This is a genomic window from Bradyrhizobium jicamae (assembly GCF_018130695.1).
In the GTDB taxonomy this organism is placed as follows: Bacteria; Pseudomonadota; Alphaproteobacteria; order Rhizobiales; family Xanthobacteraceae; genus Bradyrhizobium; species Bradyrhizobium jicamae_B.
Map to the genome: position 1 here is coordinate 68,660 of NZ_JAFCJX010000018.1, position 12,538 is coordinate 81,197.

At 65.3% G+C, this 12,538-nt stretch carries 11 protein-coding genes; 3 read left to right on the forward strand and 8 right to left on the reverse strand.

Going from position 1 to position 12,538, the window contains the following annotated elements; translation table 11 throughout:
* Positions 1-23: 23 nt before the first annotated feature.
* The 8 genes from JQ604_RS25120 to JQ604_RS25155 all read right to left on the reverse strand — a co-directional run bounded on the left by JQ604_RS25120 (position 24) and on the right by JQ604_RS25155 (position 9,236).
* Positions 24-1,295, reverse strand: a complete 1,272-nt coding sequence (locus JQ604_RS25120; RefSeq protein WP_212363156.1) for an aspartate aminotransferase family protein — start codon at positions 1,293-1,295, stop codon at positions 24-26.
* The gene (locus JQ604_RS25125) at positions 1,295-2,353 is read right to left on the reverse strand and encodes a phosphotransferase (protein ID WP_212363158.1); all 1,059 of its coding nucleotides are present in this window, start codon (positions 2,351-2,353) and stop codon (positions 1,295-1,297) included. Before JQ604_RS25125 ends, JQ604_RS25120 begins: the two co-directional genes overlap by 1 nt.
* A 73-nt stretch (positions 2,354-2,426) precedes the next feature.
* Positions 2,427-3,362, reverse strand: a complete 936-nt coding sequence (locus JQ604_RS25130; RefSeq protein WP_212363160.1) for a 2-hydroxyacid dehydrogenase — start codon at positions 3,360-3,362, stop codon at positions 2,427-2,429.
* Complete coding sequence (locus JQ604_RS25135) at positions 3,362-4,978, reverse strand: ABC transporter ATP-binding protein (protein WP_212363162.1); 1,617 nt, start codon at positions 4,976-4,978, stop codon at positions 3,362-3,364. Before JQ604_RS25135 ends, JQ604_RS25130 begins: the two co-directional genes overlap by 1 nt.
* Positions 4,978-5,817 (reverse strand): ABC transporter permease, encoded by an 840-nt coding sequence (locus JQ604_RS25140; protein ID WP_212363164.1) that lies wholly within the window; start codon positions 5,815-5,817, stop codon positions 4,978-4,980. The genes JQ604_RS25135 and JQ604_RS25140 overlap by 1 nt, the downstream gene beginning before the upstream one ends.
* On the reverse strand, positions 5,814-6,785 hold the full coding sequence (locus JQ604_RS25145; protein ID WP_212363166.1) for an ABC transporter permease: 972 nt from the start codon (positions 6,783-6,785) through the stop codon (positions 5,814-5,816). The genes JQ604_RS25140 and JQ604_RS25145 overlap by 4 nt, the downstream gene beginning before the upstream one ends.
* Before the next feature lie 73 nt (positions 6,786-6,858).
* Complete coding sequence (locus JQ604_RS25150; protein WP_212363168.1) at positions 6,859-8,409, reverse strand: ABC transporter substrate-binding protein; 1,551 nt, start codon at positions 8,407-8,409, stop codon at positions 6,859-6,861.
* Between the two features lie 53 nt (positions 8,410-8,462).
* Positions 8,463-9,236 carry a class II aldolase/adducin family protein gene (locus JQ604_RS25155; RefSeq protein WP_212363170.1) on the reverse strand — a complete coding sequence of 258 codons (774 nt, stop codon included), beginning with the start codon at positions 9,234-9,236 and terminating at the stop codon, positions 8,463-8,465.
* A gap of 149 nt (positions 9,237-9,385) precedes the next feature.
* On the opposite strand from JQ604_RS25155, the gene JQ604_RS25160 reads away from it, so the two are divergent.
* The 3 genes from JQ604_RS25160 to ytfQ all read left to right on the forward strand — a co-directional run bounded on the left by JQ604_RS25160 (position 9,386) and on the right by ytfQ (position 12,450).
* Positions 9,386-10,090: a GntR family transcriptional regulator gene (locus JQ604_RS25160; protein ID WP_212363172.1), complete on the forward strand. Its 705-nt coding sequence runs from the start codon at positions 9,386-9,388 to the stop codon at positions 10,088-10,090.
* A gap of 50 nt (positions 10,091-10,140) precedes the next feature.
* The gene (locus JQ604_RS25165; RefSeq protein WP_212363174.1) at positions 10,141-11,166 is read left to right on the forward strand and encodes a histone deacetylase family protein; all 1,026 of its coding nucleotides are present in this window, start codon (positions 10,141-10,143) and stop codon (positions 11,164-11,166) included.
* A gap of 318 nt (positions 11,167-11,484) precedes the next feature.
* A complete protein-coding gene (ytfQ, locus tag JQ604_RS25170; protein WP_212363175.1) occupies positions 11,485-12,450 on the forward strand; it encodes a galactofuranose ABC transporter, galactofuranose-binding protein YtfQ in 966 nt (321 codons plus the stop codon).
* Positions 12,451-12,538: the final 88 nt, after the last annotated feature.

Genomic DNA, 12,538 nt, shown 5'->3' on the forward strand with positions numbered 1-12,538 from the left:
TGGTATCCTGCCGTGGGCCGGATCTAGGTCGTTGCGATCTCGCGCAGCGCCTGATCCAGCGTCTCGACGAGAAGATCGGCATGCTCGGTGCCGAACACCAGCGGCGGACGGATCTTCAGCACATTGCCGTCGGGGCCGGCGGCGCTGATCAGTACATGGCGTTCGCGCATGCGGTTGACGAGCCGCGCCGTCTCCTTGGTCGCCGGCGCATCGCCGTGGCGCAGCTCGACGCCGATGAAGAGGCCGGCGCCGCGGACATCCGAGATCAGTGCGTGGCGGCTCCGCAACGCATTCAATCGCTCACGCAGATCGGCGCCGGCGCGCTTTGCGTTCTCGGTCAGGCCTTCCTGCTCGATCACGTCCAGCACGGCGGTGGCCGCAGCGGCAGACACGGGATTGCCGCCAAAGGTGTTGAAGTAGCGCGAGCGCGCGCCGAACTCTTTCAGCAGCGCAGGTTTTGCCGCCATCGCGGCGATGGGGTGGCCGTTGCCCATCGGCTTGCCCATCGTGACCATGTCGGGAATGAGCTTGTGGCGGGCGAAGCCCCATAGTCCGTCGCCGCATCGGCCGAAGCCGGGCTGCACCTCGTCGGCGATGAACAGCGCGCCGGCCGCATGCGCGGCCTCCACGGCAGCGGCGAGGAAGCCGGGCGGATCGGCAAACACGCCGTCGCTGGAGAAGATGGTGTCGACCAGCAGCGCCGCGGGGCGGATGCCGTTCTTCTTCATGTCCTCGAAGGCGGCGCGGACATGGCCGGCGAAGATCTCGCCGGTCTTGTCACCCGCGGGGCGTGGCGCCGGCACCAGCCGCACATGCGGTGCGGTCGGATCGGGCAGATTGAGCGAGGGCGAAATCTCGGCGAGCGCGCCGGTGACGCCGTGATAGGCGGTCTGGGTGACGACGATACCGGTGCCGCCGGTGCAGGTCCGCGCCACCCGCAGCGCGAGGTCGTTGGCCTCGCTGCCGGTGCAGGTGAACATGATGTTGCCGATCTCGGCCGGAAACGTCGCGAGCAGCCGCTCGGCGTAATCGAGGATGGTCTCGTGCAGATAGCGCGTGTGGGTGTTGAGCGTCGCAGCCTGCTTTGCGATCGCCTCGACCACGCGCGGATGGCTGTGGCCGACGCAGGCGACGTTGTTGTAGGCGTCGAGATAGCGCTGGCCTGCGGGATCATAAAGCCAGACGCCTTCGCCGCGGACGAACTGCACCGGCTCTTCGTAGAACAGCCGGTAGGCCGGCCCGAGCAGGCGGTTGCGGCGCTCGATCATCGCTTGCGTTGAATTCTGCACCGGCATCACTCCCCTTGGCAGGCGCGCTCGATCAGGGCCTGGGCATCCCCTCGCGACAGCTTCGCGATCCGGGCGAGACGGGCCGAGGCCTGCTTGTTGTTGCGCAGAATATACGCGCTGTTCTGGGGATAGCGAGCGGCGCGAATATTGCTGATGACAATGGTCATCACCATGCGTGTCGCGATCAAATCGAACAGGATCGCACGCTCGCGCGGCGCGAGCGGAGTGACCGCGTGGTAGGCCGCGACCAGCTCCAGCGCCGGCTTGAGCGCATCGTCGCTGTCCTCGACCTGGTAGGCACAGGCGATGGCGAGGTCGTTGATCCGGGCGGTCGAGGTGAGGTCGCCGAAGTCGATGATTCCCGCGATCCGCTCATTGTCAGTGGGCTCGACCACGACATTGTGCGGATTGAGATCATTGTGCAGCGGCTGCTTCGGCAGTTCGGCCAACACAGGCACCGCATGCCTCTCAAACCCATCGAGGAAACGTTCGACCAGATCGCGCTGGCCGGCCGGCACGGTGCCGATCAGCGGGCGCAGCTCGGCGGCGTGCTGGATGTCCCACAGCAGCTTGTGATCGGCGCCGGGATGGCGGAAGTCGCGCATCGCGCGCGCCAGCCGCGCGGCGCATTGCCCGAGGTCGCGCTGCAGCCTTGCCGACGGCGGCACCTGGTGCATCGGCGTGCCTGCGAGGAACGACAACAGCCGCACGATGCGTGTCGAGCCGTCGTCGAAGGTGACGTCGAGCTCGACTGCGCCGTTCAGCGCCGGAAAGATGCGTGGGATTGGCAGCGATGAATCCCGTGACGCGACGTGCCGCAGCACCTCGGTCTGCAGGTTGGTGACACTGCGATCCTCGGCGGGATTGGCGATCTTGAGCACATAGTCGCGACCGTCCGCCGTGCGCAGCCGAAAATTCTGGTCGCGCTCACTGTCGAGCCGGCGCACGGAGGCCGGCAGGCCGTAATGCTCGAGCGCCAGCGCCTGTGCGCGGGCCTCCGGAATTGGCGATGCCGCGCGCAGCCCGTCGATCGGGTCGAGTGCAGTGGAAAGGCGCTCTTGCACGAGAAATCCTGTGGCCTTTTTATCGGAGCATGATCTTTTCGGAAAACCGCTTCACACTTTTCCGGATCATGCTCTAGTAACCGCGGGCGCGGTCGATCGCATGCGGCGGGCGCTGCCCGGCGCGGACTGCCTCCGCCGTCGCTGCCACCGTGGTCGCGACCGCGCTGATGCTGACATCGCTGGCGTCATGCGGTGTCACCGCGATTTGCGGATGGTACCAGAACGCATGGGTCTGTGGCAGCGGTTCGGTGACGAACACATCGAGCGCAGCGCCGGACAATTGCCCGCTGTCGAGTGCTGCGAGCAGATCATCTTCCACGAGATGCTCGCCGCGGCCGACCTGGATCAAATAGCCGCCGTGCCGCATCCGGCCGAAGGTCTTGGCATTGAGAATGCCGCGCGTCTCGAAGGTCAGCGGCAGCAGGTTCACCAGCACCTCGGTCTCGCCGAGCATGGCGGACAGGCCCGCCGGGCCATGGAAGCCGCGCACGCCTGCCGGCACCGGCTTTTCTGTCCGGCTCCAGGACATCACGGGAAAGCCGAGATAGGCGAGATCCCGTGCCACCTGCTGGCCGATCGCGCCATTGCCGAGAATGCCGACCGGCACCTCCTGCGCGCGCCGTTGCTCGCGCCGCTGCCAGATGCGATCGCGCTGCTGGTTGCGAAACGCATTGAAGCCGCGCTGGTGGCCGATCACATTCCAGGTGATGAAGCCCGACATCAGCTGCGCCTGTCCCGGATCGACCACGCGGATCACGTCGACATCAGGCGGCAGGCTCGGGCAGGCTATGATGTTGTCGACGCCGGCGGCGATCGAGCACACCGCCTGCAGGTCGGGATAGCGTGCGAAGGCGTCGTCCGGTGGATGCCAGGCGAGCGCGAGGCGGACATCGGCGGCAGGCGTGTCCGCGGTGTGATCAACGACCTCGACGCGAGGCGCGATGCGCGCGAGCTCCGCGCCGTAGTAGCGGCGCAGGTCGAGGCGCTTGCTGACGAGAACGCAACGCATCAGGCCGCCTGTGACGATGAGATTTGTCCGGGCACGGCGGCAAGCAGCTCGCGCGTGTAGGCGTGCTCGGGCGCGGAGAACAATGCGGCGGTCGGCTTCAGCTCGACGATGGCGCCGCGCTGCATCACCGCGATGCGGTCGCAGATTTGCGCGGCGACGCGCAGATCGTGGGTGATGAACAGCATCGAAAGGCCAAGCCGCGCCTTGAGGTCTTCGAGCAGGTTCAGCACCTGCGCCTGCACGGAGACGTCGAGCGCGGAGACCGCTTCGTCGGCAACGATGACCTCCGGCTCCAGCGCCAGCGCACGGGCGATACCGATGCGCTGGCGCTGGCCGCCGGAGAATTCATGCGGGTAGCGTTCCAGCGCGCTGGCATTGAGGCCGACGAGGCCGAGCAACTCGCCGGCGCGCTTATGCGCCGTTGCCGGATCGGTGCCGTGGGCGATCGGTCCGTCGGCGATGATGTTGCCGACCTTGCGGCGCGGATTGAGCGACGCAAAGGGATCCTGAAAGATCATCTGGATGCGGCTGCGCGCCTTGCGCAACTCTCGGCCAGCGATTTGCGTGAAGTCGACATCGCCAAGGCGTACCGTGCCCTGGTCCGGCTCGATCAGCCGCATCACCAGCCGCGCCACCGAGGATTTGCCGGAGCCGGATTCGCCGACGAGGCCGAGCGTCTCACCCTTGAGGATGTCGAAATTCACTTCATTGGCGGCGCGGACGCGACGCTCCGGCTGGAACCAGCCGCCGCCGCTGACATAGGTCTTGTCGAGGCCGACGACCTCGACCGCCCTCGCGCGGTCGGCGAGGGAAGCGCGCTGCGGCGGCTGCATCGACGGGACGGCTGCGAGCAGCGCGCGGGTATAGGCATGTTGCGGGCGGCCCAGCACATCATCGGCCGCGCCCTGTTCGACCACCTTGCCGTGCTGGAGCACGATGACGCGGTCGGCAATGTCGGCAACGACGCCGAAATCATGGGTGATGAACATGACCGCCATGTTGCGGCTGCGCTGCAGGTCGCGGATCAGTTTCAGGATCTGCGCCTGCGTCGTGACGTCGAGTGCGGTGGTCGGCTCGTCCGCGACCAGCACCGCCGGTTCCAGCGCGAGCGCCATCGCGATCATGGCGCGCTGGCGCTGGCCGCCGGAGAGCTGATGCGGATAGGCGCGCATCGATGTTTCAGGGTTGGGCAGGCCGACCTCGCGGAGCAGCTGCAGCGCCTTCTGCTTGCGCTCCTTCGGCGTCAGCAGGTCGTGTGCCTCGAACATCTCGGCGATCTGGTCGCCGATTCGCATCAACGGATTGAGCGCGGTCATCGGCTCCTGGAACACCATCGCGATATGGCGGCCGCGCAGTGCCAGCCAGCCGGTCTCGTCGAGGGTGAGCAGGTTCTGCCCATCATAGACGATCTCGCCGGCCTCGCGGCCGATCGTGTCAGGCAACAGCCCCATCAGCGCATGCGCGCACATCGATTTGCCGGAGCCGGACTCGCCGACCACGCAGAGGATTTTTCCGGGCGCGAGATCGAAGGAGATGTCGTCGACGGCATAAGGGCGGTCGGCGCCGGGCGGCAGTGCGAGTTTCAAGTTCTTGATCGAGACGGCAACGTCAGACATCAGCGCCCTTCCTTGCTGAGGCGCGGATTGAGCGCGTCGTTGAGACCTTCGCCGATCAGGTTCAGCGCCAGCACCGAGAGCAGGATCGCGATGCCCGGGAACAGCGTGATCCACCAGGCCTGCCGGATCACGGTGCGGCCGGCGCCGACCATGTAGCCCCAGGACATCAGATTGGGATCGCCGAGGCCGAGGAAGGAGAGCGAGGATTCCAGCAGAATCGCGGTCGCAACCATCAGCGAGGCCAGCACGATCACCGGCGACAGCGCGTTGGGGAGGATCTCGCGCCAGATGATCCAGCCGTGGCTCTGCCCGGTGACGACGGCGGCCTGGACATATTCGCGGGTGCGCAGCGACAGCACTTCGCCGCGCACGAGGCGCGCCACCGGCGGCCAGCTCACGATCGCGATCGCGAGCACGATGGAGATGATGGAAGGCTGCAGGATCGCGACCAGTACGATCGCGAGCGCAAAGCTCGGCACGGTCTGGAAGAATTCGGTGAAGCGCATCAGTGCATCGCCGATCTTGCCGCCGAAATAGCCGGCGACCGCGCCGACGGGAATCCCGACCGCAAGCGCGGCCATGGTCGAGACCAGCCCGACCAACAGCGAGACGCGGGCCCCGTAGATGATGCCGGCCAGCACGTCGCGGCCGAGCGCGTCGGTGCCGAGCGGGAGCCCTGCGACCGTGAACGGCGGCAGGAATGGCCGCTGCACCATGCGCCAGGGCGAGGTCGGAAACAGCAGCGGGCCGAAGGCCGCGATCGCGATTGCGATCACGAGGATCACGAGGCCGATCACGCCGCCGGGGTTGCGCAGCATGGTGCGCCAGAACTTGGTCATGACGCGAACTCGATGCGCGGATCGACCGAGCGGTAGATCAGATCGGTGATCAGGTTGAAGGCCAGCACCATCGCCGAGCAAACGACGAAGACGCCGAGCAGCAGATTGTAGTCGCGCTGCAAGAGCGCCTCGTACATCAGGCGGCCGATGCCGGGCCAGGCGAACACGGTTTCGGTCAGCACCGCGCCGCCGACCAGCGTGCCGGCTTGCAGGCCGGCGAGCGTGACGACCGGCAGCAGCGCGTTGCGCAGCACGTGGCGGCGCTGGATCACGGCATCGCGCAGCCCCTTGGCGCGCGCGGTCTTGACGAAATCATGCCGCTTGACCTCGAGCATCGAGGCGCGGGTCATGCGGGCATAGGTCGCCATGAAGAACAGGCCGATCGTGGTGGCGGGGAGGATCAGATGCGCGCCGACGTCGAGCACATGGGCAAGCCCGGTGTAATTGGCGCCGACGGTCTCGTAGCCGAAGCTCGGCAGCCACTCCATCGTGACGGAGAACAACAGGATCGCCATCAACGATATCCAGAACAGCGGCGTGGCGTAGAAGATCAGCGCCAGTATCGTGATCGCAGTGTCGGCCCAGGTGCCGGCGAAGCGCGCGGCGAGCGTGCCGAAGATCACGCCGAACAGCAGCGAGATCACGAACGCGGTGCCTGTGAGCAGCAAGGTCGCCGGCAGCCGCTCGCCGATCAGCCTGGCGACCGGCATCTGCTGGCGGAAGGAGAAGCCGAGATCGAGCGTCACGATGCCCTTGACGTAGCGATAGAGCTGCACCGGCAGCGGCTGGTCGAGGCCGAATTTTTCACGCAGCTGCTCGACGAAGATCTTGTCGCTGACGCCGGCCTCGCCTGCCATCACCATCGCGGGATCACCCGGCGCCATGCGGATTAGCATGAAGTTGAGCACGACGATCGCGAGCAGCACGACAACGGCCTTTGCAAGTCTCTGGGCTATGAATGCAAGCATCGGTGACTTCGGTGATCGTTCGAGAACGAAGAAAGCCGCGGCGCTGAGCGGCGCCGCGGCTTGGTGATGTCGGTTACTTGTCGAGCCAGGCGTCCCGGAAACCGTCGTTGACGCCGATCGCCGTGGTGATCAGGTTCTTGACGTTGCAGCGGGTGACGGTCGGGAACTGCAGTTCAAGCAGCCAGGCCACCGGCACATCGTCGACAAGGATCTTCTGTGCCTTGTCATAGATTGGTTTGCGCGCCGCGTCGGGGAAGGCGACCGCGCCCTCGGCAAACAGTTTGTCGATTTCCGGGTTCGAATAGCCTTCGACGTTGTTGAACGGATTGCCCTTGGCGATCTGGCTGGAGACATAGGTGCGGCTGACGCCGAGCGCGGGATCGCCGTACTGATAGACGTAGGTGAAGGCGATGTCGTAGTCCCATTCCGAGGTCTTCTGGTTCCAGCCGGCGACATCGGTCGAGACCATTTCGACATTGATGCCGACATCCTGCAGGTTCTGCTTCACGGCTTCCGCCCAGCGCTGCCAGGTTTCGCCATAGGGCAGCGGCAGCAGGCGGACCTTCTCGCCATTGTAGCCGGCTTCCTTGAGCAGGGCTTTGGCCTTGGCCGGATCGTAGTCATATTTCGGCACGTCGCCGCTGTAGTGCTTGATCGATGAGCCGGACGGGCCGGTCGCGACCTTGCCGAGGCCGTTCCAGATCACGTCCTTCGCAAAGTTGCGGTCCATCGCATACATCACGGCCTGGCGGAATTTCTTGTTCGCGGTCGGCCCCTGGCGATTGTTGAGCCACAGCCAGGAATGCGGGCTGAAGAACTCCCAGCCCGCGCCGGTGACGCAGACATTCTTCAGCTTGGAGAGGCGCGGCACGTCGAAATTCTCGACCGAGCCGCCCGGCAGCACGTCGACCTTGCCGGTCTCGAAGGCGACGGCGCGTGCGGCCGCATCCGGGATCACGTGCCAGTAGATCTCGTCGAGGTTCGGCTTGCCCTTGATGTAGTAGTTCGGGTTCTTGACCAGGCGGATGAACGAACCCTTCTGCCATTCCTTGAACATGAAGGGGCCGGTGCCAACAGGCGTGTTGTTGGCGGGGTTGGTCTTGAAATCGGTGCCTTCATAGATGTGCTTCGGGATCATCGGCAGCGAGCCGACCTCGAAGACGCCGAGGAACGGCCCGAACGGCTGCTTCAGGTTGAAGATCACCGTGCTGTCGTCAGGCGTCTCGATCTTGTCGACCTGCGCGAAATTGCTGCGCGCGCGGGGATGAGTCTGCTTGAGGAACTCGATCGAGAACGCGACGTCGGCCGAGGTGAACGGCTTGCCGTCATGCCAGGTGACGCCCTTGCGGAGCTTGAAGGTGTAGGTCTTGCCGTCCTCGCTGACATTCCAGCTCTCGGCGAGGCCCGGCAGCGGCTCGAGTTTCGGGCTGTAGCGCAACAGGCCTTCATAGATATTGCCGGAGACCATCTGGGTCGGGCCGTTCTGGACCAGGCCCATCATCAGGCCCGGCGGCTCCGGCTGGATCACGGCATTGATGACGCCACCGGCTTTCGGCTCTTCAGCGAGGGCTACGGTGCTCAATGCACTCGCCAGCAAAAGGCCCAGCATGACTTGTTTCAACATCTGCAATCTCTCTTCTGGTTGAATTGTTCCGGCCGCGGCTTCGCGACTGACGGCTAGTTGATGAAATCCGGATCGGTGCGCGCGAGCATCCGCTTGAAGGCGGACCATTCGGCATCGGGCACGCCGTTCAGTTCGATGGCGTCGTAGGAGGTGGCGTATTGACCGGCGGTCTTGCGTGCGACCGCCTCCGACAGCGGCGCGATCTCCGCGCCGGCCGCCTGGACCGCGAGTTGCGCGCGGCAGGAGCGCTCCAGATTGTGCATCAGCTTGAAGGCTTCGGACACCGAGCGGCCGCAGGTCAGCATGCCGTGATTGCGCAGGATCATCACGTATTTGTCGCCGAGATCGGCGACGAGGCGGACGCGCTCATCGAGATCGAGCGCGATGCCTTCATAGTCGTGATAGGCGAGGCAGCCCGTGAACTGCATCGACCATTGATTGAGCGGCAGCAGGCCCTGCTTCTGGCAGGACACCGCGACGCCGGCCACCGTATGGGTGTGCAGCACGCAGGCGACGTCCGGGCGCGCCGCATGCACCGCGCTGTGGATGGTGAAGCCGGCCGGATTGATGCCGAGCCCAAGCGGATCGTCGATGATGTTGCCGTCGAGATCGACGGTGACGAGGTTCGACGCCGTCACCTCCTCGAAGCGCATTCCGTAGGGATTGATCAGGAAGCGGTCGTGGCTGCCGGGCAGCCGCACCGAGATGTGGGTGTAGATGCTGTCATCGAGCCCGAGCCGGTGGATCAGCCGGTAGGCGGCTGCGAGGTCGATGCGGAATTGCTGGTTCTGGTCCTTCACGGCCTCGGGCCGCACATGCGTCGTCATCGTTCCTGCTCGTCCCTGTCAGCGGGGCTTTTTTGTTGCGCTGCAATACCCGCGCCATCTAAACTGTCGACAATCTAAGAATTGATCAAGTCTAAACTGTCGACAATCGGCGATTAATTATTGTACAAGGGTCAAAACGGACCTTTCTGATGCGAACGATCTCTCCCCCCGTCGGCTTGCCGGCCCTCGCCGAGACGGACCTGGTCGGCCAGGTCGCCCGCCGCCTGACCGAGGCCATCGTTCAGGGCCGGCTGCTGCCGGGATCCAAAGTCGTGGAAGCCGGCATCGCCCGCGAGCTCGGTGTCAGCCGCGCGCCGGTGCGCGAGGCGGCGCGGCTTTTGGAGCAGCAAGGTCTGCTGGTCGCCCATCCGCGCCGCGGCTTCTTCGTGCGGCAGTTCGCAGCCGACGACATCGACGAGATCTACGATCTGCGGCTCTGTGTGGAGCGCCATGCCGCGGTGCTCGCCGCGCGCAACCTCACGTCTGAGTCGCGCGACCGGCTGCGTCGGCAGATCGAGGTGCTGCACGAGACCGCCGATCTCGAAGATCCCGCGCGCCAGGTCGAGGAGGATTATCGCTTCCATCGGCTGATCTGCGAGATCGCCGGCAACAGGCGCATGCTGCGCCTGTTCGACGATCTTGCCTCCGAGCTGCGCATGGTGATCGGCCTGATCGGCCGGCTCTATGACGATCCGCACGAGATCGCGCGCACGCACGAGCCGGTGCTCGCCGCGATCGAGGCCGGTCATCCCGAGCGCATCGTCGCCCATGTCGACTATCACATCGGCCATGCCTGGCGCGAAGTCGGCCGTCTCGTGCGCGAGATTCCGCCGTGGCCGGCGGCGGCGAAGTAGCCGCGCGTTGCGCGCAAAACAATTCAGGGTTCAGCGAACAGGAGTAGTCAGTGAAGGCCGTCTACAGCGACAAGCACCGCAGTCACGATCCGCAATTCTTCCTCGTCCGCGGCGTGGTCAAGCGCACCACCGAGCAGCCCGAGCGCGCCGATCGCCTGCTCGCCGGGTTGAAGGCGGGCAAGCACACGCTGGTCGAGCCCACAGCGTTCGGGCAGGGGCCGCGCGCCCGCGTGCACAGCCCGGAATATCTGAGCTTTCTCGCCAACGCCTTTGAGGAATGGAAAGCGCTCGGCGATTCCGGCCCCGAGATGATCGCCAACATCCATCCGGTGCGTAACGCGGCGACCTATCCGACGCACATCGTCGGCCGACTCGGCTGGCACACAGCGGATACCGCTGCTCCAATCGGGCCGGGCACCTGGGCCGGCGCCTGCGCCTCGAGCGATGTAGCTGTCACGGCAGCGCAGATGGTGCTCGACGGCGAGGATGCGGTGTACGCGCTGTGCCGTCCGCCCGGCCATCACGCCTATCGCGACATGGCCGGCGGCTTCTGCTTCCTCAACAACAGCGCGATCGCGGCCGAGCATCTGCGCCAGAAGCACGAGCGCGTCGCGATCCTCGATGTCGACGTGCATCACGGCAACGGCACACAGGGCATCTTCTACGAACGGCCCGACGTGTTCACGGTGTCGATCCACGCCGATCCGATCTTCTACTACCCCTTCGTCTGGGGCTACGCGCACGAGCGCGGCGCCGGTCCCGGACTTGGCGCCAATCTGAATATCCCGCTGCCGAAAGGCACCGGCGATGACGCCTACATGCAAGCGCTCGCGCACGCGGCAAGCGCAATCCGAGCCTTCGCGCCGACCGCGCTCGTCGTCGCGCTCGGCCTCGATGCATCGGAGAAGGATCCGCTCGCAGGGCTCGCGGTGACGACCGATGGTTTCCGCCGCATCGGCGAGGGGCTGGCGAAGATCGGCTTGCCGACCGTGCTGGTGCAGGAGGGCGGCTACCTCTCCGACATCCTCGGCGCCAACCTCACCGCCGTGCTCGGCGGGTTTGAGGCCGCGCGGTAAGTCGCTGCTCAGCTCCTTCAGTCCGCATAAGTCTCGTCATGCCCGGGCTTGTCCCGGGCATCCACGTTTTTGGGCGGTGCGAACGAGACGTGGATGGCCGGGACAAGCCCGGCCATGACCGGGAGGTAGCCGGACTGTCTCTCGATAATAAAGCGTCGCGGGATCTCATCCGGAGCTTCTCTCTAAAAAGTAAGATTATATGACTAGTATTGCCCCCCGACTTGTGAAACGGTACCGCCGCGCCGGCAACAAAGCTCGGCAGCGGTGCTCGGGTAGTGATCCGGGCGCCTCCTGACAAAAGATAAGGGGAAGCGTCTGATGGCCTTGAAACGAATCCTGATGAGTCTTGCGCTCGCGAGTGCGCCGTTCGTTGCTCCTGCGAGCGCCGCCCAGCTCACAGTCGGCTTTTCGCAGATCGGCTCGGAGTCCGGCTGGCGGGCGGCCGAGACCACCGTCTCCAAATCAGAAGCCTCAAAGCGCACGGTCAATCTGAAGATCGCCGACGCCCAGCAGAAGCAGGAGAACCAGATCAAGGCGATCCGCTCCTTCGTGGCGCAGGGCGTCGACGCGATCTTCCTGGCGCCCGTCGTCTCCACCGGCTGGGACGCCGTGCTGAAGGAAGCCAAGCAGGCCAAGATCCCGGTGATCCTGCTCGACCGCGATATCGATCCCTCGGGCAAGGACCTCTATCTGACTGCCGTGACATCCGACAGCGTGCATGAGGGCGAGGTCGCCGGCGACTGGCTCGCCAAGACCGTCGGCGACAAGGCGTGCAACATCGTCGAGCTGCAGGGCACGGTCGGCGCCAGCGTCGCCACCAATCGCAAGAAGGGTTTTGACACCGCGATCGCCAAGCACGCCAATCTGAAGGTGGTGCGCAGCCAGACCGGCGACTTCACCCGCGCCAAGGGCAAGGAAGTGATGGAGAGCTTCATCAAGGCCGAAGGCGGCGGCAAGTCGATCTGCGCGGTCTATGCCCACAACGACGACATGATGGTCGGCGCGATCCAGGCGATGAAGGAAGCCGGCCTCAAGCCGGGCAAGGACATCCTCACCGTCTCGATCGATGCGGTGCCCGACATCTTCAAGGCGATGGTTGCCGGCGAGGCCAATGCCACGGTCGAACTGACGCCGAACATGGCCGGCCCGGCGCTGGACGCGCTGATCGCCTACAAGGACAAGGGCACCACGCCGCCGAAATGGATCCAGACCGAATCGAAGCTCTACACGTCGGCCGACAATCCGCAGCAGGCCTATGACAGCAAGAAGGGGCTCGGCTACTAACCGGGGCGCCTGACCGGCCGCTTCTCCCGCCTTCTGCCGTCGACATCTGTGCAACGGCAGAAGGTAGCGGCGGCTGCAAGAATCTGAT